The 25859-nt window shown below is 36.9% G+C and carries 22 protein-coding genes; 5 read left to right on the top strand and 17 right to left on the bottom strand.

The genetic code is table 11. The features are described from left to right. The first annotated feature begins 559 nt into the window (after positions 1-559). Positions 560-1606, top strand: coding sequence for a 3-deoxy-7-phosphoheptulonate synthase (locus B3R63_RS05985; RefSeq protein ID WP_286729130.1), 1047 nt, complete (start codon positions 560-562; stop codon positions 1604-1606). 57 nt (positions 1607-1663) lie between these two features. Here B3R63_RS05985 and B3R63_RS05980 read toward each other — a convergent pair whose 3' ends face one another. The 7 genes from B3R63_RS05980 to B3R63_RS05950 all read right to left on the bottom strand — a co-directional run bounded on the left by B3R63_RS05980 (position 1664) and on the right by B3R63_RS05950 (position 8515). Next, complete coding sequence (locus B3R63_RS05980; RefSeq protein WP_286729129.1) at positions 1664-2848, bottom strand: MFS transporter; 1185 nt, start codon at positions 2846-2848, stop codon at positions 1664-1666. 283 nt (positions 2849-3131) lie between these two features. Next, on the bottom strand, positions 3132-3506 hold the full coding sequence (gcvH, locus tag B3R63_RS05975) for a glycine cleavage system protein GcvH (protein ID WP_286729127.1): 375 nt from the start codon (positions 3504-3506) through the stop codon (positions 3132-3134). A gap of 70 nt (positions 3507-3576) precedes the next feature. After that, positions 3577-4605: an AraC family transcriptional regulator gene (locus B3R63_RS05970; protein WP_286729125.1), complete on the bottom strand. Its 1029-nt coding sequence runs from the start codon at positions 4603-4605 to the stop codon at positions 3577-3579. 96 nt (positions 4606-4701) lie between these two features. Continuing rightward, the gene (locus B3R63_RS05965; protein WP_248130769.1) at positions 4702-5151 is read right to left on the bottom strand and encodes a MaoC family dehydratase; all 450 of its coding nucleotides are present in this window, start codon (positions 5149-5151) and stop codon (positions 4702-4704) included. After that, positions 5151-7007 (bottom strand): ABC transporter ATP-binding protein, encoded by a 1857-nt coding sequence (locus tag B3R63_RS05960; protein WP_286729122.1) that lies wholly within the window; start codon positions 7005-7007, stop codon positions 5151-5153. Before B3R63_RS05960 ends, B3R63_RS05965 begins: the two co-directional genes overlap by 1 nt. Before the next feature lie 302 nt (positions 7008-7309). Then, positions 7310-8245 carry a sensor domain-containing diguanylate cyclase gene (locus B3R63_RS05955; protein ID WP_005014382.1) on the bottom strand — a complete coding sequence of 312 codons (936 nt, stop codon included), beginning with the start codon at positions 8243-8245 and terminating at the stop codon, positions 7310-7312. A gap of 18 nt (positions 8246-8263) precedes the next feature. Beyond that, positions 8264-8515 (bottom strand): NADPH-dependent 7-cyano-7-deazaguanine reductase, encoded by a 252-nt coding sequence (locus B3R63_RS05950; protein ID WP_265769206.1) that lies wholly within the window; start codon positions 8513-8515, stop codon positions 8264-8266. 452 nt (positions 8516-8967) lie between these two features. On the opposite strand from B3R63_RS05950, the gene B3R63_RS05945 reads away from it, so the two are divergent. Beyond that, complete coding sequence (locus B3R63_RS05945; RefSeq protein ID WP_286729120.1) at positions 8968-9390, top strand: DUF6438 domain-containing protein; 423 nt, start codon at positions 8968-8970, stop codon at positions 9388-9390. A 265-nt stretch (positions 9391-9655) separates the two neighbouring features. Here the strand turns inward: B3R63_RS05945 and B3R63_RS05940 are convergent, their stop codons facing one another. The 8 genes from B3R63_RS05940 to B3R63_RS05905 all read right to left on the bottom strand — a co-directional run bounded on the left by B3R63_RS05940 (position 9656) and on the right by B3R63_RS05905 (position 19496). Further along, positions 9656-11212 carry a sensor domain-containing diguanylate cyclase gene (locus B3R63_RS05940; protein WP_286729186.1) on the bottom strand — a complete coding sequence of 519 codons (1557 nt, stop codon included), beginning with the start codon at positions 11210-11212 and terminating at the stop codon, positions 9656-9658. Between the two features lie 239 nt (positions 11213-11451). Further along, positions 11452-12396, bottom strand: coding sequence for a sensor domain-containing diguanylate cyclase (locus tag B3R63_RS05935; RefSeq protein WP_005014374.1), 945 nt, complete (start codon positions 12394-12396; stop codon positions 11452-11454). Between the two features lie 891 nt (positions 12397-13287). Next, positions 13288-14541, bottom strand: coding sequence for a mechanosensitive ion channel family protein (locus B3R63_RS05930; RefSeq protein ID WP_286729117.1), 1254 nt, complete (start codon positions 14539-14541; stop codon positions 13288-13290). 134 nt (positions 14542-14675) lie between these two features. Beyond that, on the bottom strand, positions 14676-15212 hold the full coding sequence (locus tag B3R63_RS05925) for a DUF2058 domain-containing protein (protein WP_286729115.1): 537 nt from the start codon (positions 15210-15212) through the stop codon (positions 14676-14678). 6 nt (positions 15213-15218) lie between these two features. Then, positions 15219-15905: a YoaK family protein gene (locus B3R63_RS05920; protein ID WP_265769211.1), complete on the bottom strand. Its 687-nt coding sequence runs from the start codon at positions 15903-15905 to the stop codon at positions 15219-15221. A 34-nt stretch (positions 15906-15939) separates the two neighbouring features. Next, positions 15940-17133, bottom strand: coding sequence for a serine/threonine transporter SstT (sstT, locus tag B3R63_RS05915; protein ID WP_286729113.1), 1194 nt, complete (start codon positions 17131-17133; stop codon positions 15940-15942). 191 nt (positions 17134-17324) lie between these two features. Continuing rightward, complete coding sequence (locus B3R63_RS05910) at positions 17325-19067, bottom strand: SulP family inorganic anion transporter (protein WP_286729112.1); 1743 nt, start codon at positions 19065-19067, stop codon at positions 17325-17327. Between the two features lie 120 nt (positions 19068-19187). Then, a complete protein-coding gene (locus B3R63_RS05905) occupies positions 19188-19496 on the bottom strand; it encodes an ArsR/SmtB family transcription factor (protein ID WP_005025845.1) in 309 nt (102 codons plus the stop codon). A gap of 300 nt (positions 19497-19796) precedes the next feature. Here B3R63_RS05905 and B3R63_RS05900 point away from each other — a divergent pair, with 300 nt between their 5' ends. Next, the gene (locus B3R63_RS05900) at positions 19797-20288 is read left to right on the top strand and encodes a Dps family protein (RefSeq protein ID WP_005014349.1); all 492 of its coding nucleotides are present in this window, start codon (positions 19797-19799) and stop codon (positions 20286-20288) included. Between the two features lie 57 nt (positions 20289-20345). Here B3R63_RS05900 and B3R63_RS05895 read toward each other — a convergent pair whose 3' ends face one another. Further along, a complete protein-coding gene (locus B3R63_RS05895) occupies positions 20346-22208 on the bottom strand; it encodes a non-contractile tail sheath protein (protein ID WP_286729107.1) in 1863 nt (620 codons plus the stop codon). Between the two features lie 240 nt (positions 22209-22448). Further along, positions 22449-22898 carry a hypothetical protein gene (locus tag B3R63_RS05890; protein WP_286729106.1) on the bottom strand — a complete coding sequence of 150 codons (450 nt, stop codon included), beginning with the start codon at positions 22896-22898 and terminating at the stop codon, positions 22449-22451. A gap of 552 nt (positions 22899-23450) precedes the next feature. Here B3R63_RS05890 and B3R63_RS05885 point away from each other — a divergent pair. Next, positions 23451-23786 carry a hypothetical protein gene (locus B3R63_RS05885; RefSeq protein WP_286729104.1) on the top strand — a complete coding sequence of 112 codons (336 nt, stop codon included), beginning with the start codon at positions 23451-23453 and terminating at the stop codon, positions 23784-23786. 666 nt (positions 23787-24452) lie between these two features. Continuing rightward, entirely contained in the window at positions 24453-25748 is a 1296-nt protein-coding gene (locus B3R63_RS05880; RefSeq protein ID WP_286729102.1) for a DcaP family trimeric outer membrane transporter, read from the top strand. The last annotated feature ends 111 nt before the right edge of the window (positions 25749-25859 follow it).

The following is a 25859-nucleotide window of genomic DNA, read 5'->3' as shown; positions in this document are numbered from 1 at the left end:
AAAGTTATGCAATACATAATTGAATTATGTAGTTTGTAATTTAGGCAATAATTATATAAGTGCATGTTGTCGCTAAACAGGCTAAAAATTTTTCCTTATAGAGTTTAACAATTGTTTTATCTAGATTTTATTCATTAAATCTTAATCATAAATAGAAGTTTATTTAATAATAAATAATTTTTTTAGTTTAAGTTCTTGTCAAAGAAACAATGTACGCGTATTTTAGAAAATAGATATTTTCTCAAACATTGGTACAAGATGTTAAAGCAACCTGAACTTATGAACGCATATTATTATTTCTGGCAGTTTAAATGATTGCCTGAACGTGTTCGGGCAAATAAAGGTTGCCCATCAAAATTAAAACCTGATCGGCAAACCTGATCAGGTTTTTTTATGTCTTATAGATTGATAATTATGGAGCTTCCCTCATGTATACATTTAACTTTACTTATTTTGGCAATTTTTATTGGTTTTATTTTGGCCAGCACATGCAATCGCTTAGATCCCTTACGCTCAAATAAATCATCGGACTGAAATAAACAGTCCAGAGGAATAACCAATGAATGCTCTCAATACTGCTTTAAACCAATCGGCTACAACAGAAAAAACTTTAAGCCTGCCTCATCAATTAAAAGCACAATATTCTTTATCTCCTGCATTAGCCCGGCAAGTTGCTGAGCATCGTACAACTATACAAAATATTCTTTCAGGCGAAGACTCTCGTCTTATGGTAATTACAGGACCTTGTTCTATTCATGATCCGGTTGCTGCACTCGAATATGCCCAAAAATTAAAACAGCTCCAAACTAAAATTTCAGACCAGATTTTTCTGGTCATGCGCGCTTATATTGAGAAACCTCGTACTACGGTCGGCTGGAAAGGGTTTTTATATGATCCATATTTAAATGGTTCTTCAGACTTGCAGTCAGGCCTGGAGCAATCTAGAGCTTTATATCTGCAACTCATCAGTATGGGTTTGCCTATTGCAAGCGAAATTTTAAACCCGATGGCTACGGCATATTTTGATGACCTATTGGCTTGGGGAGCCATTGGCGCACGAACCAGCGAATCACAAATTCATCGAGAAATATCCAGCCATATGCCGTACAGCATTGGTTTTAAAAATGGTACCGATGGTTCAATTCAGATCGCTCTAGATGCGATACAGTCAGCCAGAAACTCCCATCAGTTCATGGGCATGAGCCAAAATGGCTTACCTTGTATGTTAAACAGTCTGGGTAACAAGTTAGCACATTTGATATTACGTGGTGCAAATTCAGGCCCTAATTATGACCTTGCATCAATTGAACGGATACGTGCCCGTCACAAAGCTGTGCTTCCGCCTTTAGTTATTGATTGCAGTCATGGCAACAGTTCTAAAAATCCTTTATTACAGACCTCAGTACTCCAGCAGATTATTGCTGAGCGTAGTGAAACTGATGTACGAGGAGTAATGCTGGAAAGCCATCTTGTAGATGGAAACCAAGCAATCTCCTGTAATATGATATATGGTCAGTCAGTCACAGACGGTTGCTTGGGATGGGATAAGACATCTGCCTTGTTGCTTTCTGTTGCAGAGCAGATGCGCTATGAATGTGTAGTATAAAATATAAATAAGAGCAGGGGCCCGTATACTTCAAGAATACGGGCTATATCTGTAAATTTAGGATTGTAGGGGTTTCTGTCTGTCTACAACAAACTTATAAAATATCAAGCTTAAAGCGATAATAAAAGCACAAAGCAGGTACATCACCGTATAGCTGTACAATGCAACTACATAGCCCAGTAATACAGCCCCTAATGCTATCCCTGTATCATATAAAGTAAAGAAGGTTGAAGTCGTATGGCCAATACGATATCTAGGCGAACGCTGGATTGCCAAAGTTTGTAAACAGGGCTGAAGTGAGCCGAAACCCATACCGATAAATATTGCACTGATCATTAGACCGGTTAAAGTTTCAATCTGGCTAAGAAGTATCAAACCGATAATAAAAAGAATGATAGATGGATAAATAATGATATTTGGGCCTTTAATGTCATATAGTCGGCCAGTAAATGGACGAATACTCATCATAGCCACAGCAAATACTACAAAAAACAATCCAGCAGAGCTGAGTAAGCCTTTAGTTTCAGCAAAAGTTGAAATATAAGACATGATACTAGAGTAACCTAATGCCAGGAGCATAACCATCAGGGAAGCAGGTAAGGCACGTTTTTCAACAAAATCCTGTAAGCTGATTTTCTTTTTCTCAGTAACTTCAGGTAATTTTTTAATTTCGCGAATGGGGATAAGCAGGCAGAAAGCAAAGCCTAGACAAATAATGGTTGCTAAAATCAGCGCGACGGTAGTGTAGCCTAATGGTTGAATCAAGCTAAGCCCTAAAAGTGGACCCAGCACCAGCCCCAAGTTTATTGACATAATAAAATAGCCCATGCCTTCGCCTTTACGTTTTTCTGGAATGAAGTCATTGGCAATCGGTACACAAACCGTAGTAAGAATACTAAACCAGATACCATGCAGAAAACGGATAACCAGCAGAACACTAAGATTGTCTGCCAGAAGATAAGCGAATGAAAAAAGACAAAAAATCAGCTCAGAGACTAAAAAGGTCTTTTTCTTGCCAAATTTTTCAATGATTAAGCCACTAAATGGTCGCACTACAATAGAAGAGACCATAAATAGAGTCATGGCTAAACCAGCCTGAGCTACAGTACCATTCAGGTCACTTATAATATAAACGGGTAGTACTGCAGTTTGTGCGAAATAAAATATGAACAAAAACATGTTATTGAATAAGCAAAAAATAAAGAACTTATTCCATAACCGAGAGGAGTCTATGGATGCCATGATAAACCTATAATAACCGGGAGAGCATGACTTGAGACGCAGAGAAATTGATATTTTTTATAATAGGAAAAGAGGGAGATAAATAAAAAGTAAATACGTCATAAAGTCATATAACCTGTAAATTATAAGTGAAAGTATGTAAATTGTATAGAGACGATGAACTAAAGCAAGATTATGAGAAATAGCGATTAAGCTACATATGATATATAAATACAAAAACAGCTTCTTCTACAGTGTATGAGTGAATCTCAAGCTATGTAAAAGAAGCTGATGAAATTAATTTTTAAAGTCCAGCTTCATAAGCTGTATTAGAAAGTAATGTGTCTACATCTTGCATATTATCTGGACGAATTTTATAGATCCATCCCTTACCATACGGATCTTCATTGATAAAGTCTGGATCATCTTCAAGTGCACAATTGATTTCTACAACTGTGCCTGAAACTGGTGCATGAATATCAGAAGCAGTTTTTACGGATTCGACCACACCAGCCTGTGCACCTGCTGTAATCTGACTGCCAACCTCTGGCATTTCTACATAGACCAAGTCACCTAAAGCATCTTGAGCGTGGTCGGAAATACCGGTAACCACAAGATCACCTACAATTTTTACCCATTCATGTGTACTTGCATACTTCAGTTCCGAAGGATGATTCATGCCGATTCCTCAAAAAGTTTTAAAGCATTTTTGCTTTGTGTTATACAGGTTTTTGTTTAAAAACTAAAGTCTATAAATACGGATCTTTACGCCAATTACTAGGACTGCGGCCGCTCCAGCGCTTAAAGGCGCGGCTAAAATTGGCAACGTCAGAATAGCCCAGCTCGTCGGCAATCTGTTCAAGGGTATAATCAGTCCGTGAGAGAAGTGATGTAGCATGCCGGTAGCGCACTTCATCAACCAGACTAGAAAAAGAGGTGCCTTCAGCAGCCAGTTGGCGTTTTAAGGTACGGTCTGACATATGCAACCGATCGGCCACGCTTTCTATACTAAGATAGTGCTGTTCTGAATGAGTGAGGATATCACGCACTCGCATAGCCAGACGTCGGCGTTCACCCAAAGCAGAAAGTTCAGCTTCACACTGGTTAATTGCGATTTGACTGGCAATTGGGTCAGCATTAACCATTTGTAAACCTAGAAATTTTTTATCAAAGCTGGAAAGTATGTGTGGCTGATTAAAACGGAAATGATGTGAAGGCATTTTGGCTAAATAGCGGTCAAATCCTTCAGGCTTGGCAAAATCAAAATCAATTTTTCCTTCAAGGTTATTAATGCCAGTAATAGCCTTGGCCATACTGATAATACCAATAGTCAGGGCAAGAATAATTTCGGTCCTTAAAGGTTCAAGTTGTATGTCACACTGTAATTGCAGGGTTGCCTTATCACCAAAAGTAGAAAAATAAAGCTGTAGAAAGGGCATACGAAGTTGAATAAAACGTGCAGCAAGAACCAGGGCTTCAGATATATTACTGGCTGTCATGATTGCATAGCCAATAAAGCCATGAATTGAAATTCGCATTTGGGTACCAAGATGGTAGCCTAAAGATCGCTCGCCTGTAATTTTTAAGGCATGTTTTATCAGTTCGTTGGCAAGAGGAGTTGGAATACGGTATTCCGGGTGTGCGAGCTGTTCACTACTAAAATGAAAGGGGGCAAATAAAGTCTCTGCGCTATAGCCCCAGCGTGACACCACATCTAGCAATAACAGGCCATATACCCCTGGAATACCTACATCTTGCCGGGATGAAATTATCTCCATGCGCTATCCATTGCTCTCATGCTTTTCAACGTGCTGTTTACATCTTGGCATGAAATTAAACTTTAAACTAGAAGAATTGTTGGACAAATCAGTTGCTTAATTTTCAATTGCTGCTTTTTTAAATACTACTATTTTTGTAGTAGAGATTAATAGGAGATCCTGAAATTGGTTATAAGCCTGAGTGACATAAGTAACAATACCCCGATCATTTTTAGTTCTGGATGGAGTGATTGCTGTAATTTCGACTTCAACATGAATGCGATCTCCCGGTCTGGTAGGCTTGGGCCAACGTAAACTGGTTTCGGTACCAATTAAACCGCCTGCTACCGGAAAGCACTCTGTCCATAAACGCATGGTAATTGCAGAGGTGTGCCAGCCACTTGCGGCCAGACCTTGAAAAACAGGATGCCGGCTTGCTTGCTCTTCATCCAGATGAAAAACCTGTGGATCATATTGAGTGGCAAATTTTTTGATTTCTTCAGCAGTCATTTCATATTCACGGCTGACAAAACGATCACCAATGTGCAAATCTTCTAGATAAAGCATTATTCTGTGTCCTCAAATTTTTTTGGCATTTGCTGTTCAACTAAAAAGTCACCAGTTTGACGTTGCCATAGTTGAGCATAAATACCATTTTGCTGAATCAGTTGCTCATGAGTACCCTGTTCAGCGATCTGGCCCTGATCCAGTACAATTAAACGGTCCATCTGGGCGATGGTCGAAAGCCTGTGAGCAATTGCAATGACTGTTTTTCCAGTCATAAGAGCGTCTAGACTTGACTGAATGGCAGCTTCGACTTCAGAATCCAGTGCACTGGTAGCTTCATCTAAAATCAGAATAGGTGCATCTTTTAAGAATACGCGGGCAATTGCAATACGTTGACGCTGTCCACCTGAGAGCTTGACACCACGTTCACCCACCTGCGCATCATAGCCCCGACGCCCCCCCAGATCAGTTAACTGAGGAATAAAGGTTTCTGCCTGAGCTTTACGTACAGCTTCATACATTTCCTCATCAGTTGCATCTGGCCGGCCATATTTAATATTTTCTGATACGCTACGGTGTAGCAGAGAAGTATCCTGAGTAACCAAAGCAATATTAGCGCGCAGGCTGTCCTGAGTTACATTCTGGATATCTTGGCCATCTATTAAAATACGGCCATTTTGAATGGTATAAAACCGCAGCAACAATTGAATAAGGGTTGACTTACCTGCGCCAGAACGGCCAACAATCCCGATTTTTTCACCTGGCCGAATAGTAAGATTCAACTGATCAATTACATTTTTTTCATTATAAGCGAAAGATACATTATCAAAACGAATTTCACCCGCAGTTACTTTTAATGGCTTGGCATCTTTTTTATCCTGTATTTCTACCGGTCTGCTTAAAGTTCCCATTCCATCCTGAATTGTTCCGATATTCTCAAAAAGGGCAGAAATTTGCCACATGATAAAGAATGCCATACTGTTAAGCTTCATAATCATGGCTGTGGTTGCGGCAACCACTCCAAGACCGGCTTTACCTTCTACCCATAGATGAATGGCTGTTCCCAATACACCTAGAAAAAGTACAGCACTCAGCATATTTACACTGATTTCAAATTTAGCTCCAAGACGCATTTGCCGATATACTGTCACCATAAATTCCATCATGGACTCTTTGGCATAACGACTTTCACGGCCGGCGTGTGCAAATAGCTTGACAGTCTGAATATTGGTATAGGCATCTGTAACACGTCCAGTCATGACAGCACGGGCATCAGCTTGCTGTTTTGACACTTTACCCAAGCGTGGAATAAAGTAGTAAGCTGCGATCATGAACAGAAGTAACCAGACGAGTAGGGGTATCATTAGAACAGGTGAAATACCTATAAACACAATACTGATCGTAGTGAAATAGACCACTACGTAGGCCATCATATCGCCTAAAATAACCCAGAATTCTCGTACTGCTAACGCTGTCTGCATGACCTTGGCAGATAAGCGCCCGGCAAAATCATTATGAAAAAAATCGAGACTTTGCTGTAAAAGAAAATTGTGAAAACGCCAGCGCAGACGCATTGGGAAATTGCTATATAAAATCTGATGTTTAATAATAGACTGCATACTGGCAAAGAAGATGTTGGCAAACAGAAAGCTGGCCAGAATCAGCAGATTGGTTTCATGATTTACATAAAAAGTATCAGGTTGGCTTGTACCTAGCCAGTCAACCAGTTGTCCTATTTTCGAATAGAGTAAAGCCTCAAAGCTTGCGGCGCCCGCAGTTACAAGGACTAATAAAAAAATATAAGGACGCAAGCCTTTGGTCGCCTGCCAGATAAATGGAAAAAACCTTCTTGGTAATGGTTCGTAAAGACCTTCAGTGGGATAGGCATCGACACGCTTTTCGAACCACTTCAACATTATTTTTTCCTCTGAATACAATATATTAACTAATATAAGTTTAATTCAATTTATAGGAGAGATAGAGATTGATCAATCATTAATTTAGCCATATTCCGCCATATAATAATATTCAAAATATGAGTTTTTTAGCCGTACTACACTTAATTTTACGCCATATAAGAGAAAAGATAATGGCGTAAATTGTGAATTCAACAGGAAAAACAGATATGAAAAAATTATTAGCTAGCGGTAGACTTGAAAAGCTGGTGCGATTTTGAAGGATAAAAAAATCTGCTTGTAACTTTACCGGAATAATAAAATCAGGACTTGCTGAGCCGCTTATGTGTATACATCTGTTGATCTGCTTCTCTGATAGCAGCTGATAGACCAAAAGTCGGATGACGCATAGCCAGCCCGATTGAAGCACTAATCTTTGCCTTTTCAAAGGCCTGTGTAATGCGATTAACCAATGATTCAGCACCTGAATGATCATTTTCAATACTTAGTATGGTGAACTCGTCACCTCCTAAGCGGGCTAGAATATCATTATTACGTACATTATCACGCAATACGACAGCTGTCTTGCGAATTAACTCATCACCAGCCTCATGACCCAGATGATCATTAACAGTTTTAAGATTGTTGAGGTCTATCATAACCACAGCAGCAGGGTGACCTAACTGCTTGCAACGTTCTTCTTCTGCATTTATTAATTTATCCCAAGCCCGCCGGTTATATAAACCAGTCAAACCATCACTCATTGCTTCTACTTCAAGACGCTCACGTTGTCTGACCTGTTCAATTTCACGCAGTTCAGCCTGTAGAATCCGGCTTAAAAGCTCTCCAAAGACTTCGATCAGTTTTGCTTCTTGAACCAGTTCAGGCGCTTGCGGGTGAGGGTCAATCGCACAGAGTGTGCCAAATAAATGACCATCTTCACTTACTAAGGGCTGTCCAATATAAGCCTGAATCTCTACCTGTTTCCTGATAGGAGCGTTTAGATATAAGGGTATATCATCAGAACGTGGTGCAATTCTTGGTGCATTACCTGTGACCATATGTGAACAGAAAGAATCTGCCCAGCGAAAAACTTGTCCAGGTTGAACATTATAGCCATGATCTTCACTCTGCAGCACGATCCAGTCATCGCCTTCAACCCGTGTAATCATCCATAGATTAAAACCGAAGCGGTCATGAAGATAACGTAAAACAGCCTGGCCTGCTTCCTCAAAGTTTTTCGAATATGAAATACCCATATAACCAGCCTTTATATCTCAAGATTTAACTTCTATAACCTTAATAGGGTGACCTTGACCAATTTTCAAGATTCCACTGCCACTGTTAAAATGAATCGATGTGTTTCCATTTTCCAGTCGTATACCATTTTTTGTTTTAACCCGCTTAAGATAATAAACAATGCCTCTCTGATCAGTAAGTTCCGCATTTTCGAAATTATTTGTGGTTTTGAGAGTGACTACTATATTATCAGGATCTATGAATTTGAGTACCTGTTCCTCTTCATTCATATTTATAACCTGTTTAGATGTCATCTGGGTAGCTACTATTTGATTTGGAGAGATTTGAACAGCATAGGATCTACTCCATACATAACTTAATAAAAGTAATGCTATAATAACATTTATATATCTCATGCTTTTATCTTCTCAATAATATAAAAATTAATAAAAGATATACAAAAATTCTAAATACTAAAAAGCATAAAATTAAATATTTGTCTATGAAGACTACTTTTTTAGTAAATAGATTTCAAAAAAATATATAATGAAGCATTATTAAACTTTAAATAAAAACTATTAATCTAAAAATATTTATTCCTTTTCTATATTAGATAATAAAAAAATACAGAATAAAATATGAATATTGTATATAATAATATTTTTATATTTTAAAAAATAAAATGATGAATAAATTCTTTCTTCTGTCTACCGTATTTTTCTGCTTAACAGGGTGCGCTTCTGTGTCTTATCCAGATCAGAATAGGATTTTAGAAGAAACAATTAGTTATTCTACGTCACGTTGTTTTGGTGCCTGTCCGGTGTATTCTGTAACAATTCAGCCTAGTGGAGCTGTACATTTTAACGGGGAGCGGTTTACAAAAGTTATCGGAGAGCGAAATATCACTGTTTCCCCCGGAATCTATAAAAAGCTTTCTAGTCAATTAAGCAGATATAAGCCCGCACCAGGAAAAGTAGAAAATAATTATAATTGTGTAAATAAAGCTACTGATCATCAAACGGTTAGTTTTGTATGGACGGATAAAAGTGGAGTAGAAACAAAGTTAGACCATTATATGGGGTGTATGAATTCATCTGATAAAAGTTTTAATCAATTTATCGAACAATTACCTGAAATGCTTGGAATTAATGATTTAATACGCTAAAAATAAAAACAATCTAAATTTATAAAAAATTAATCTTTTATGTAGGTTCTATTTATATAAAAGATTAATAAATATATATTTTTAAGATTAGTATTTTATGAATTTTAGTTTTATACATTTTAATATTAACAAGGTCTATAAAATAAAAAGATTTTTTATTTTCAAGTTTTATAGGGTATTAAAACTGTACATAGAAATATCTTATTTGATTACGAAACCTAAGACTTAAAAAAGCTTTTTATAAAAAATAGCCTAAGCATTATTTCTAATAATGAACCTGATTGCGACCTGCAATTTTAGCCTGATAAAGTTTTGCATCAGCTATTTCAAAAACTCTTGCTACTTCTCTCGAAGTTTCTGGCCAGAATGCGATACCGATAGAAATTGTTATCGGGCTGATACCATCGTTTAAGGTATTTTCCATTTTCTTTCTTAAACGTTCAGCACTTTTATATGCGTTTTCTATATCAGCTTGAGGCATAAGCACAACAAATTCCTCACCACCATAACGACAGCATAAATCATTTTTCCTGAAGTTATTTAAAATATGTTGAGCCGCCTGCTTTAAAATTCTGTCACCCTGAGCATGACCATAAGAATCATTAATCTTTTTAAAATAATCAATATCTATCAGTAAAACTGCAAAGTGAGTCTGGGTACGAGTCATTTCCTCAATAAAGATTTCTAGTCCTCTGCGATTAAAAAGGCCAGTAAGTGGGTCAGAATTAATATGAAAATTCATTTCATCAATTTTATGACTAAACTTTTCTACACTGGAAAGAAGGGAAAATTTGAATTTTTGCTCTTCGTAGTACCATGGTTTGATCGCCTTAATTTTCACTTCAGTTTCTGGCTGATTTAAAGAGCTGGCAATTTTGGCGAGGTCATGAAGAGGAGAGGCCTTCCATACCAGATAAAAAATTAGGAGATAAAAAAGAAAAATTCCTCCAGACACTCTGGAAATAATTGATTTCGCGCGTTCAAGTAATTCATCTGTAGGCTGTTGTGAGACTACAATCCAGTTAGTGGTGGGAATATGCGCGAAACCGACCAGATTCTTTACTCCCATACTGTTTACTAATTGAATTTTACCGTTCTTCTTTTTATTCATATAAGTCAACCCTGTATTCCCAGTTATAGTTTGACCTATTCTTTTCATATCAGGGTGAAATATAATTTTATTATTCTGGTCTAATACATACATATAACTATTTCTATAACTGTATTGAATGGTCAGTAGCTCATTGATGATATTTTTTTCTTTCAGATAAATTGCTGCACCTACATAGCCTTTGTAGACATGGTTATGGTCAAAGATAGGCTGGGAGATAAAAACAATTAAATTATTTTTAACTGAATAATATGGAGGAGAAACATAGGGTTGCTTATTTTTTAGAGATTCTTGTGTTCCTAGTGACATTTGAACCTGTTGTTTGCTCAGGTTCAGATAATCAGGAGTATATTCAACAATAATTCCTTTAGAGTTACATATAACTACAGTATTGAAGTGATGTGATTGTCTCCTAAGACGATCAACTTCTGATGCTCTTACAGTTTCGTTGTTAAAAAACTTTCCTATAACTTCAGCACTATATTTGAGCTCATCCAAAGCTGTCTGAAATTGACCATCTGTGTTTAAAGCAATTTTAGAAGCATATTCATAATTAATTGAAAGTGAGTTTTCTATTAATTCCTGCTTGAGAATGCTATAGCTTATAAGGAGAGAAATAACAAATAAGGCTGAAACCGCTAAAATAGTTAAAATTAAAATTAATTTCCTTAAATTTAGCTTAAAGTAATTTTTTAAATTATAAGTGAGCATAGATGAGCTGACATTAAGGTAGAGTACATCTCTCATACTACTGTATTTAATATTACTGAATATTTATTCTTTGTTTCTATAAGTTAGACTATAGGTAGGATCAGAACAGTTCTTATAAATTTTATTATATTGCCGACGCATATATAAGAGCGTAATTTATTTAGTTAGACTGTAGTATAGTTAAGTTATTAAATGAAATCTGGCTATAAATTTTTTAATTAAACCAGATATTCATATTTTTAAGTTTTAGTTTTACCTGACCGTTTATGCTCAAACATATTTTTATCTGCTGCGATTGCTGCTTTGTTAAGGCCATGATGAGGTCGCCGCGAAGCAACTCCAATAGCGGCATCTATTCCGGCTTCTTTAAAAGCCTCCTGAATACGGTGAAATAAAGCTAAAGCACCTTCTTGATCATTTTCTATACTTAAAATACCAAATTCGTCTCCACCCAAGCGAGCCACAATATCTTTACGCCTTACACTGGCACGAAGTACAGAAGCTGTTTTCTGAATTAATTCATCGCCGGAAGTATGCCCCAGACTGTCATTAACAATTTTTAAATTATTGAGATCAACAATAAGAATTGAAGCAGGGTGTCCATGCCGTTTACAACGGTCTTCTTCGGCAGTGACCAAATTATTCCAGGCTCTACGATTATATAGCTCAGTCAAGCTATCTCTTAATGCTTCAGCTTCAAGTCTCTCATGCTGTCGAATTTTCTCGTTTTCACGTAGCTCAGTTTGTAAGATATAACTTAATAACTGTGCAAAAAGCTCAATCATTTCAGCATATTGTAAAATTGATTCTGGTTGTGGTTGTGGGTCAACTGCGCATAATGTACCGAACAGGCTGCCATCTTCATTAAGCAGGGGCTGACCAATATAAGCTTCTATATTGACCTGCTTGTTTATAGGTGCATTAGCATACAGAGGAATATCTCTAGAGCGAGGTACAATTCTGGGTACTGTTTCCGTCACCATCTGCGAGCATAGCGTATCGGTCCAGTTCAGGACTTGGCCTTGCTTGACATTATATCCATGATCTTCACACTGTAAGATGATCCAGTTTTTACCTTCTACTCGGGTAATCATCCACAGGTTAAAACCAAGATGGGCATGCAAGTAGTGCAGGACAGCTTGCCCAGCCTCTTCAAAACTTTTGTAATTAAATCCATTTATCATATATTTTATTTACCTGATTAATAGCTTCTGTTCAAAATGAATAGCTAGAGCTTACTTACTTTCAAAGTTGAACTTATTCTTGCAGAAAACTATTTTTCTTAAACTTTAGTCTTTTAAAAGCTTATATCCTTAAGAGAAAATTATGCTATCAGCCCTTATCATACAAGAAGCTTTTCAGTAAAAATTCATTTTTAATTTTAAGAGAAGGATTAATTATATTAAATAGATGATCATGAAATATAAAATTTATAAGAATACAAGAGGTTAATTGTGTTTAAAATCCATTTAAATAAAAAAATATTTTATTATTTTGTATACATATTAAATTAAATCATACAAAATTAGTCAGAATTTATTAAAGAGAAGGTAAAAATTGTGAGGATAAGATTAGTTGCACTTTTCTTATTATTTGTTGGTGGATTATTCTATTATGCTTATAAATCTCAGCATGAACATGTACTTAAAAGAAGAGCGAATATTATGTCTACAGCACCTTTCCATACTTCTCCAGACCGTATTTATTCAGGAAAAAACTTTAAATTTACTAAAATTGATCAAAATGGACAGATCATTTTTAAGAGAAAAGAAGAATGAGCTCAATGGCGGTATGTATTTTAATCATTGTATTTTCTGAATTAACTCTATAATTTTATATAGGTAAAATAGGGCTGTATATTAATTGAGCTTTATAAATATTAGTATTATAAAATTTTCTTTAGTATTTCATCTGGTGTTTAAATTTTTAATATTAATAAGTGTCGTTTAAATAATGCATAAGCCAACGCCTGAGATAGTAAAATAGAATGAACTTCTCACAATACTATAATTTAAAAAATAAGTACTTATATAACAGGCTTCGTTGTAAAAGCCTGTTATACAGTGTGTAAAAAATCAGGAATGTTCAATAACTTCTGCATTAGACAAGACTTTCCAGTCTTGCCCAGAAGGGGCTTGATAAACCTGTAGTCCAAATTCTCCAATAATGGCAATCAGGTGGTCAAAAATATCTGACTGAATGGCTTCATAATCTACCCATGAAGTTGTATTACTAAATGCATAAATCTCAAGGGGAAGTCCTTCACTGGTAGGTTGTAATTGACGCACCATAATTGTCTGATGCTGAGCAATACCTGGATGCTGTTTTAAATAAAACTCTATATAAGCACGAAATGTACCTAGGTTTGTCAAGCGACGCTGATTATAAATAGCCTGATTGCCAAGCTGCTGGTTAAATTTTTGAATTTCACTTTCTTTAATATTCAAATACTGGTCAAGAAGCAAAAAGTCCTTTAGCTTTTGCTGCTCTTCATTCGTCATAAAATGCACTGTGCTTTGGTCAATGTAAATAGCACGTTTGATACGTCTTACACCGGCATTGCTCATACCACGCCAGTTTTTAAAAGTATCAGTAATCAGTTTATTGGTGGGAATAGTCGTAAAGGTCTTGTCAAAATTTTGTACTGTGACCGTATGTAATGACATATCAATGACATCGCCATCCGCATTTAATGACGGCATCTCAATCCAGTCTCCGATACGTACCATATCATAAGAAGAAATTTGTACACTGGCCACCAGTGAAAGAATAGTATTTTGAAAAACCAGCATCAGCACAGTCGCCATAGCGCCGAAGCCTGCTAACAGAGTAAATACATCTTTCTTCAGGAAAGTACCCAAAATCATTAAAGCACAAACGATATACAGCATTAATTTAACCAGCTGCAAATATCCTTTGATAGGCTTGTTTTTTGATTTTGGATTACGCTGATAAATCAGGTTAAAAATATTAAGAAGTTCACTCAGAGCCAGCGCTAGTGTAAGGAAAATAAAAGCCTGTGCTCCCATTTGTACAAAAGTTACAAGCTTGAGCGAAAGATGTGGAACCGTAGTGATGCCATTCATAATGACGATAGCCGGAACAATATTAGCTATACGACGAATTACACTATGTTCAGCGAAAATACTGCTATTGGCAAACTTCATCTTGCTGATGAGCTTGCGTAAGCCTCTTACTACGACCTGTTTGGCAACAAAGTTAGCCAGAGCGGCTAGCAGAATAAGAATGCCTAAGGATGTCAACATCTCTAGCCAAGGAAACTGATCCGACCAGTCCTGAATATTTTGTATAAAAGCCAGCTGTTCCAAGCCGTTTACCCCTACAATTATGATTAATTGTATGATTGTAAAAGTTTATTGCTTGAAACAGGCTATAAACAACTTTTTATATACGTTTTATTAGCAAATTGAAACTTTATAGCATTACCTCAGGAAGAGGTGTTTTACCACATTAAATCATCAGGAATAACATATGCTGCATATGGATCTTCTTCATCAGTTGATTGATCATTGGCCTGCGTACTATTATGTAAAATAAACCCTTCCATGCGCGCATCAATTTTTTCTGCCAAGGCTTTTGGTAAATAGGCATAGCTGCCATTATCTCGTGCAATCATTAAACTGCCTAAAACCAGTGCATTATAAACCTGTTGTGAGATATAGACTTTTTTGATTTTGCCTTCATCGATAAACTGATAAGTTATATCGCCGTCAGTTTCCTTGATCTTATGATGAGAGATCATTTGGACAATATTGGCCTTTAAAGTTTTTTCTTCAAGCTGACGCTGTTTTTCCTGATTTAGGGCCTGATCTTTAGCTAACTTTTCCTGTTTTTCATGCTCAATTTTTGCCTTGAGTGCAGCCTCGTCACTTTGACCGGTACGCTGTTCATGCTGTGCCTGTTTGCTCAGCTTTTTTGCTTTTTTATTATCTACCAAGCCGGCTTTTAAAAGTTGGGCCTGTAGTGCATTTTTAACCATGTTTGATTACTCCCAGCTTGAATGCTGTGTAGACTTATGACGAAAGTATATAGACCAGTAGATGATACTGAGCGATAAACTCAAAACTGCCGGTACGAGAAATGACTGTAATTTTAGATAAGGATAAATCAGACTGGCAACAATACCACCGATTAAAAAGCCGAAGAGAATAAGTAAATGAAGAATAATACGACGCTTTCCAACGCTCAGGCCACGTAAGCGATAACCTAGCGCCAACCCAAGATCAGTTAATACCCCTGATAAGTGGGTAGTGCGAATGATTGTACCTTTATAATGACTGACCATTGCATTTTGCACGCCCATTGCAACACAGGCCCACAATAAAGCATATCGCGGGAAATAGGGTAACAATAGCCAGCACAGGAAAATGAATAGCGCAACCAGACTAAGTGGCAAACCATAACGGCGTCCAAGCTGAAAGTGACTATTTCCAAGAATCAGGCCACTATAAAATGAACCGATAACATAGCAAAGGACCACCAGTATCAGGTACAGAACACTAGAGGGTTCCCAATTAATCAGGCTCATGGCCAGCATACTAATATTACCGGTCATATGTGAGACAGACTGATGCAAGACAGTCACCAGTCCAAGTACATTAATCATGCCCGCATTGATTGCGAGTAAAAAAGCACCTATTTGAATCCATGCAGGCAGTTTTTGAAAAGGCATCGCTATACTCGCGAATTATTGTCCTTTCAATAGATTAACGCATTCCACGGTCAACAGCAGCAGTAAATAGTACATCAGTTGATGAATTTAATGCAGTTTCAGTCGAGTCCTGAAGCACACTGATCACCATTCCGATTGCAACCACCTGCATAGCAATTTCAGATGAAATACCGAACAGGCCGCAGGCCACAGGAATCAGTAGCAATGAACCGCCAGCAACCCCAGAAGCTCCACAGGCCGATACCGTAGCAACCACGGAAAGGATTAACATGGTGGAAAGGCTGACCGGTATGCCTAAAGTATGTACAGTCGCAAGTGTTAGCACAGTAATGGTGACCGCCGCACCTGCCATATTGATAGTAGCACCCAGGGGAATAGATACACTGGCAGTTGCTTCATTTACACCCAAACGTCGTGCCAGGTCGAGGTTAACCGGAATATTGGCAGCGGAACTACGGGTAAAGAAAGCAGTAATGGCACTTTCGCGTAAACATGTTAAGACTAGCGGATAAGGGTTACTGCGGGTAACAACTGCAACCAGCAAAGGATTAATGATAAGAGCAACAAAAAGCATAGTGCCAAGCAGCACTGCTAAAAGCTGTGCATAACTTTCCAGCGTTTTTAAGCCAGCATCAGCGAAAGTTGCAGCAACCAAACCGAATATACCCAATGGAGCAAAGCGGATTACAATTGCGATCACTTTACTAATGGCATTGGAAACATCAGTCAGTACCACACGTGAAGTCTCAGACGCGTGTCGAAACGCCAGCCCCAATATGACAGACCACGCTAAAATTCCAATAAAGTTCGCTTCACTCAGGGCCACAACTGGATTGGCAATAAAGCTCAATAACAGGTTTTTCAGTATTTCTCCCAACCCTCCTGGAGCCTGTATTTCGAGCTGACTTGGCACATCCAGGAACAATGTACTTGGAAACATTAGACTGGCAAAGACAGCACTAAATGCAGCTAGAAGCATACCAACCATATACATCATTAGAATAGGTTTGATATGTGCAGTCTGACCCAGTTTGAAATTGGCAATGGAAGCCATAACTAAAACAAAAACCAGAATTGGGGCAACTGATTTAAGTGCCTTAATAAAAAGATCACCTAGTAAGCTGAGATAGGGAGCTGCTTGAGGAAAAAGCCAGGTTACCAGCATGCCCAGAATAATGGCAATGACAATTTGAGTAACCAGGCTTAAGCGAAATAAGTATGAGAACATAGGAAAGCCTTATGAGACCTATAAGGGCCAAAAGTACAAGCCGGCTATTTTATACATAAAATACATAAAGCTTGAAATTAATTTTTACTGACCCGTCCATGGTCTTTCGAATGATATAAATATAATAAAAGCTAAATACTTTTATCACATTTGAATATCCATAGATTACTTGCATTATTAATATTTAAATTTTAATGGGGCATTTCAGGCAAAAAAAGCTCTGGTGCCAAGTTCTGCATTGCCTGAAAGTGAGAGAAAAAAACCTGGCCATTTAAATGCTGTAATAAGGGGGAGTCTTTAAGCTTATCCATAACAGGGCCTTTGATTTCTGAAAAATGCAGCTGAATATGAAGTTTAGCGAGCTCTGCATTTATTTCCTCAAGCATTTCCAGTGCACTTAAGTCGATAGCGCTAATGCTTGAGCAGTTAATAATGACATGCTCAAGCTGGGCATTTTTACTTACTTCAATAATGATATAGCCTTTTAAGGTATTCGCATTTAAAAAGCTCAGGTTTTCATCAATACGGATCGAAAAGATTTTGGGGCTGGTTATAACCTGATGCCGTGAAATATTACGGAAATGTTGTGTTCCTTTAACCAACCCAATCACTGCAATATGAGGACGGCTAATTCGCCAAAGCATTAAAATAAATGTAGAGATAATTCCGATTATCAGACCGGTAGAGATATCAATGCAAATAACACTGAAAAATGTAATCCACATTGCGATGCCATCTGCTTTGGAATACCGCCAAGTTTCAAGAAATGGTTTAAATTTAACCAGTTTCCAGATAGAAACAATAATAGTTGCAGCCAGGATAGCCAGCGGTAAATCTCGCAGGAACCCGGTAAAATACATACTAACCAGAATAATAAACAGCGAAGAGAGTACGCCAGCCATTGGAGTACGTGCACCAGCATCGGCATTTACAACTGTACGTGACAAACTTCCTGTTACGGGAAAGGCAGAGGTGACTCCGGCACTAATATTCGCCAAGCCAAGTGCGATAAGTTCCTGATTACTGTTCAGGTTACTACGCTGCTGCAATGCAGTGGCCTGGGCAATTGAAAGAGACTCTACAAAGCTGATCATTGCAATAAGAGCAGCACCAGGAAGCAAATCAATTACCATTTGCATGTTCCAGTGTGGTATAGCAATAGGGGGGAAACTTGAAGGAATTTCTCCTACAGTTTTAATGCCTGCCTGCTGCAAGTTCAGAAAATACATCAGTCCAATCGAAACTATAACCAGAATGAGGGGTAAGGCACGAATCAGAAAAATCAGTGAACCTGCTCTGGTTTTTATAAAGGCTGAGTTTAAAAAGGCAGGAATATATACCAGAAACAATACAGCAGTGATTCCAAGCGCCAGAGTAGCAAAGTTGCTATAACGTACATACTGCCAAAAAGATACCAAGAATTCTGGAACATTATTGGTTTGTAAGGGAATATCAAACAGAAATTTAAATTGGCTTAAGGCAATAAGCAGAGCTGAAGCAATAATAAAACTTTTTATAACCGGATGACTAATCAGCTGAATCAGAAAACCAAAACGGAATATACCTAAAAGTAAAGAAATAAAGCCGGTGAGTAGCGCCAGCAGACAAGCTGCTTCAATATAAACTGGCGAACCTACTTCGTATAGCGGGGCAAGGGTGCCAAAGACCATCATGGAGATAATAGCAACTGGACCAATTGAAAGCGTTGGACTGCCACCGACCATGGCATAAATAATCATGGGCAGGATACTGGCATACAACCCCATTACAGGAGGCAGACCGGCGACCATGGCATAGGCCATACCTTGTGGTACCAGCATTGCAATAACAATTAATGCTGCCAGTAAATCTGATCTAAATTTTGGTCCGTTATATCTACTCAGCCATTGCCATGCCGGAAAAAGAGAAGGTATAGATAAACGACGCATAGCCATATAATAGCCTAAATCACATTTTTTCATATATTATGCATAAAAAGTGATAAAAAGTCGCTTCTTTTAAAAGTGCTACTTAATAAACTGCTATTAATTTACTGAATATATAGAATTTTATTATTATTTTGGACAATAGAGGTCATAAAGTGTATGTAAAACTTGAGTTAGTTTCTGATCTTTAATTGAATAAAAAATCTGCTTTCCCTGACGCCGTGTGATAACTACATCACTCTTACGTAACATCATCAGCTGTTGAGATAAGGTAGGCTGAGTAATTTGAGTTTTTTCTTCAATTTCAGAAACGTTTAATTCTTCTTGAGCTAAATGGCACAAGATTAATAGGCGATCTGTATTGGCCAGCGATTTTAGTATACTCACGACGGTGTCAGCAGAATCGCGCATGACATCGATTTGGAGAGCAGGTTGCATAATCAAATCCGTTAAATTGAGTGCGCCATAGTATAAATGTACTAAGAGAAAATAAAGATTAATTAAGAAGAATAATTCATGGCTTTTGATGAAGAAGTTAATCAGTAAAACTGATACATGATATATATAAATTCAAGTTTTTAATTTGAAAAATATACTTTTTCTTTTTTAAAATCAATTCAGCGTGTAAAAATAAACATATTAATAAATCTTTTTACTTAAGAATGCTACTACCTCATAAGCTGCTCAGGTATAACAAATATGGTAAACCATTCAAAAAGCTATAATCTGGAGTAAAAAATGGCTAAGAACCAGACTAATGAAATTGAAATTAATATCGGGATTTCCACTGAGGGCCGCAAGAAAATTGTTGAGGGATTATCCCGTCTTTTAGCAGATAGCTATACTCTATATCTGATGACGCACAACTTTCATTGGAATGTTACGGGCCCAATGTTCAGTAGTCTGCACGCAATGTTTATGGAGCAGTATACAGAACAGTGGAATGCACTTGATATTATTGCTGAACGTATTCGTGCTCTTGGATTTCCTGCGCCCGGCACCTATAAACAGTTTAATGACCTGGCTACAATTAAAGAAGTAGAGGGTGTGCCTACTGCTGAGGAAATGATCCGTTATCTGGTCAATGCTCAAGAGGCAACTGCACGCACTGCACGTGAACTTTTTCCTGTCGTAGACGAAGTAAATGACCAGCCAACTGCTGATGTATTAACCCAGCGTATTGATGTGCATGAAAAAACTGCCTGGATGCTGCGTAGCCTGCTACAGTAAAAAAGCTTTTTAGAGCCAAACCTGCTCTATTTGAGCAGGTTTGGCTCTGGCTTTAACTTATAAGTAAATTTCAGGCGGGTAGGGCGTATTATCATTTATTGCAGAATAATATTGTTCTGCCAAAAAAAAGCCATCTGGTGCATTCTTGATATCAATTGTAAGGGAATGAGCCATAACTTGTGGATATGCCCAGATTAACTGTTTCATTAACCCAAAAGTTTCATTGTTCTGCATATCTCCTAAAATCCTTTGCCAGATAGCCCTATGGTAAGGTTCCTTATTATTGAAACCATAAAGATATGCCAAATTCTCTGGTGGTACAAAACCTGCCAGATAAGCTGTTTTGTCACTAGGATATGCTAATTCATCTAAGGTAACTTCCATAATTGTATGGTGGGCTTGTTCCAGGTTGTTTTCTAAAATCCAGTCATAAGCTTCGACTATAATATAGTCAAAATTAGGGTACCTATAGTATTCCTGTGGATAGTTGATACTGGTTAACAGAGTGGGCTGCTGAGTACGTATAGCAGGTAAGAATAATAAGGGACAAAACTGCGCATCTGGATAATTCTTTTTGAGAGCAATGCGGATATCCTGACATGACTGGCCTAGCTTCATTCGTAGCCACTGTCTGAATTTTTCATAAGATGTACCAGTCTGGTAGACTGATTCAAAAATGTCTCCTAAATCTGGTGCATATAGGCCTGTATCTTGGTTAAAGGCTAATCGCGTAGAGTAGTCATATATGCAGGGTAAGTTGGTTGCAGGATTATACCACCACCAAGGTTCTCCAATCTGCATATTGACCTGGCAGCCACCTATCTTCATAGTTTCAGCGAATTCCAGAAAACCTTTTTGTAAATATGCCATAGCATTTATATTACTAGGACTGAAAAAATAGCTGGGTGGCTCATAAGCCGTTTTACCCACATTGTCATGAATGTCTCTCTGTGCCCAATATTCGTTGGCAGCAAGAGAGTACATTTCAAAGCTTAAGCTGAAAACAGGAGCAAAGGCTGCTTCATGCAATGCTTTAGCATAAACCTGATGCCATTTTAACGCACATGGATTAACTACATTTACACCTGTAGCAAGTGTGTCAGGAATCTGCCATCTATTTACTTGTATGTCCCAGTACATGTCTGGATAACGTGACATTCCGCAATAATGATTAAGTAACCCCCGATAACCAAGCGCCACAATATTATCGACTATACGTTGAGGATTTAAATCATAATGATCATCATAACTGGTACATATACCTTTATGATGTGCAGATACTACTATCTGTTTAAGTTCTAATTGTGTGTTAGTTCCTTGAACTGTAGAGTTGGTGATTCTGACATAACAAAGTTCAGGATCAGGCAGTGGATAAGGCAAAGTCGCAGGATTATAACTGCTTGCTACCACATTCAATACAATACGCTGGATATGATTGACTGGAAAAGGAATGGTCGCATTAAAACCTGCTTTTACAGTATCCCAGTCAATCTGGATATGAGCCTGTCTGGACACAGGCTGATCTGCATAATTGAAAAGCGGAATATATGCTATTTGTTCAATTTCATTTTCCAGATAATATACTGCTAGCGTAAGTGCCATCTGTTCATTATTGATCATAGGCATGTGTGTAGAAATTTCTATATCAAAATCCCAGACCATACCACTGTAGTCATATAGTGTTTCATAACTTAAAAACTGATGATCTTTATGATCCTCAGAGTCCCAGATAATACCTATAAGATCACTACTGAGGCGGGGTTTGAATAGTACTTCAAAACCGTTTCTGTAATTGGTAAGACTAAACGACGCTGTATCTGGGCCTTCTACCCGCCAATAATGAGGATGAAAACGTGGCAGGGTTAGAGTTGCCCATGAAAGTTGAGGGGGTATTTTCTGATAGGGAAAAGCATTTTGCATAACCGGCAGCCTTTTAATAAATTAAGACGGTTTTCCAGAGTATATTTTTCAGATTTTTGGAAGTCGTATTTAGATACTAAAGAGGTATTATAAAAAAACCCGTTTTAATTCTTTGATTTTGTAAGATAAGAATGTAATTGATACTTATAATTGAGCATAAATCAGAATATATCTCATGTAATTATTATAAAGCCCATAATTTTTTAAATTATGGGCTTTATAATAAATTCAATAGGTATATCAAATTAGAAAAAATTGAATACTCAAAGAAATAATCATAAATAAAACAGCTAGTCCTGTAAACTTATACTTTATATTTTGAACCACTTCCGGTTTAGGAACAAAACTGTCGCGTCTTTCTATATTAATAAAATACTTTGCATATTTATCCATGAAGAATGATGCAATAGCAAAAATAGCAAATGTATTGGCCAGATAAATGTGTGGAACTTGATCTGCCCTGAATATAAAAAGGAATAGCCACATACCTATAGGCGTTAAAGTCATATAAGCTAAATCGAACCAGCTGCTCATATTTACTTTTACTTTTGCTTTTAAGCGGCAAAGCGTATCGAAAAGAGTAATTAAAGCAAAAATAAACCATACATTCATAAGTAAAAAGAATGCAAGCTCATAAGTCAGGTCACCTTTTTCTCCAGACATTCCCATACTGACCAGCGTAACTGGCATGAGACTATAAGCGATAGACAGCAAACCAATACGGGTAATGTTACCTGTAACAGTACTTGAGAGATGTTTTTCCCAGCGTAAAAAATAAGTCCGGATCATGGCGATATATCTTTAGAAATAAATCAGATTAAAAAAACTGTTGTATTATGGTAAAAAAAGATACTTTTTGCACGAGAATTGAATAATTTTTGTGTATCTAATACATAAAAATTTTTAACATTTTGATAATAAGGTTAAAAATATTAAGCCACTATATTTTTCACAGAGATTAATACTTGTTACAAGAAGGGGCAGGGAGCTTATACAGAAAGTTAAGGACAAGGATTCATTTTCATTTATAAATTAAAACAATAAGCATATAAAGAAATAAGGTGATATATCTATGACTAGTTCTAAAAATTAAATATATATGTTTTATATAATTAACTGCTTATTAAAGTTAACTTTGATTTTTAAAACTTGTTAATTTGAATTTAGTCTGATACTGATTTTCACGATAGATCAAGTCACTTGCGTTATTTTGAAACATATCAAATAAAGGAATATTCAATCATGAAGAGAATGACAAGCATAGTTTGGATTGGGTTAAGTTTGGGAGCATGCTCAACAATACCAGAATCAGAGTACCAAACAGCTGAAGTATATAAATCTTTAGGCTCCAGACAGTGTGAACAAATTGATAGGACGAAGAATATCGTAGAGATGAAGCAGCAGTTAGTTCAAAACCAGATTAAAGTCCTCTCTTCTTATATTACTGATGACGGTCAGATACGGATTTCTCTCTGCGGTGCATCAGACGGTAAAATTGTGGTATTCAAAATTCCTGCTAACAAAATACAACAGGCCCAAACTTTTGGCTTTCAGGATTTGAACCTGCTGAAGCACTGACTGATTTGAAACTGTATAAAATGACTTTTGCTACAGAGATGTATTTGGGTACTTCCTCATTTACGTGCTGAAAAATAGCAGACGCTTTATATTATAGAACTTATTTCTAAACAATTTAGCCTAAGTAAAATTAAATCATCTACATCAGACAATATCTAAATTTGACAGCAGACAAACAAAAATAATTTCAAAATTCAAGCATAAAATGAATTAAGATTCATAAATTCCATCTTAGAAACCCCTATAAATGTAACAAAATATTTTATTTTTATTTCTTTAAAATTGAAAAATATATTTAAAATGAAATATATATTCTATTTTTAGGTGCATTAAGAAATATATAGAATAAACAGTTCTCTAATACAGATTGAAATGAATTTCCTTTTTCGTTAAGTTCTGTAAGCAAATAATTTATAAAATTTAATAGAAAAGGGGACAATAGCATGAAAGGAATGAAGGTGAAGAGTAGTGTTTGGCTCTACAAAGTGATGCCAGCCAAAAATTTAAACAAGCTTTAGTAGAAAATTAAAAATAGTTTTTATATTTCAGCTTTTTAAATTTCTAAATATCTTATTAGAGTTATTTAAAAATTTTATCTAGAAAGCTGAACAATAACAATTAGATCTGAATACTCAGCAAATCTTTAGTAATATGGATATTAAAGTTATGGATAAACTTATTAATTTACGGTCAAAACATTTGGTACTTGCTGTAAGTAGCATGGCAGTCATGTCGCTAGCACATGCAGGAGAGAACAGAACAGAAATAGAACAATTACGTCAGGAAGTAAAAGAGCTGCGAACTTTACTAAATGCCTCACTACAACAGCCTGCTGTAACTCTTAAGCCCCATAGTGATATGACACCTCAGGTCAAAACTACCCCTTTAAATACATCCCAATCTGTTAAAACAAATATATTGCCTTCCGGAGCTGAAGTGAATCTTTATGGTTATATTCGTGCTGACGCTTCTTACCAGATGGAAGGCGCGGCAACCATGTATAACAATATTAGTGGAGTACCGCTTAAAGATACAGTAGAAGCAACTAATCAAAAAGATCGCTTGAGAACTACCGTTAATGTGACACGCCTGGGCCTGAACTTTAAGACACCCACATCTATTGGTGATATTGGCGGTAAACTCGAAATGGATTTTTTTGGAGGTTCAACCCGAGACCAGTTCCGTATACGTCATGCGTACTTAACTTATAATAAATGGCTAGTCGGTCAGACTTGGTCGACCTTTGTTGCACCAGAATACATACCAGATACTGTAGATGCAGCAACATTTGTGGGAGGAGCCTTACAGCGTTCCCCATTAATTCGTTATAGTGATCAGCTTTCTGAAAATACTAATTATGCCATCAGTATAGAAGACCCGAAATATACTGAAGCGACTGATCCAGCTAACAGAATGCGTATGCCAGCCCTTGTCGGACGTTTGAACCATAAGTTTGCTGATGGCTCAACGATTTCCGGCCGTAGCTTTATTGCAGAGAAAAAAACTGGTGAAGATGAACAGCTGGCTTGGGGTATTGGCTTAGGCGGGAAATACCAGATCACCCCAGAGACTCTATTAAAGGCAGATTATTATCATGTAAAAGGGGATGGACGCTTCGTATTATGGAGTAACAGCGGATATGCAATTGATGAAAATAATAATATGCACAGTAATGAGTTCGATGTAATTGCTGCCGGTATTACCCATCGTTTTACGCCTAAAATCAGATCAACTTTAGGTTATGGCTATATGAAAGCTCAAGATGACAATGAATTTTCACGCTTGAAATATGACGATGCATCTCAGAACAAGCAACTTTGGCAGGGATGGATTAATGCCATGTATAACCCTTATAAGCCGGTAACTTTTGGAGTGGAATATGTTTATGGAGAGCGTGAAACTTTCAATAATCGGACCGGCATAGATAATCGTTTCAATATGATGGCTATTTATGACTTTTAAATAGATGAAAACCAGATTTAAAAACTGTTACATTAATTTATTTAAAAAAGCCTATAAGATTGATGGGCTTTTTTACCCATAAAAAACATATAGATATAAAATTTAAATGAT

This window comes from Acinetobacter sp. UBA1297 (assembly GCF_002307755.1).
GTDB lineage: Bacteria > Pseudomonadota > Gammaproteobacteria > Pseudomonadales > Moraxellaceae > Acinetobacter > Acinetobacter radioresistens.
Note: the sequence above shows the minus strand (reverse complement) of the source record. Positions and strands in the feature narration are given on the sequence as shown.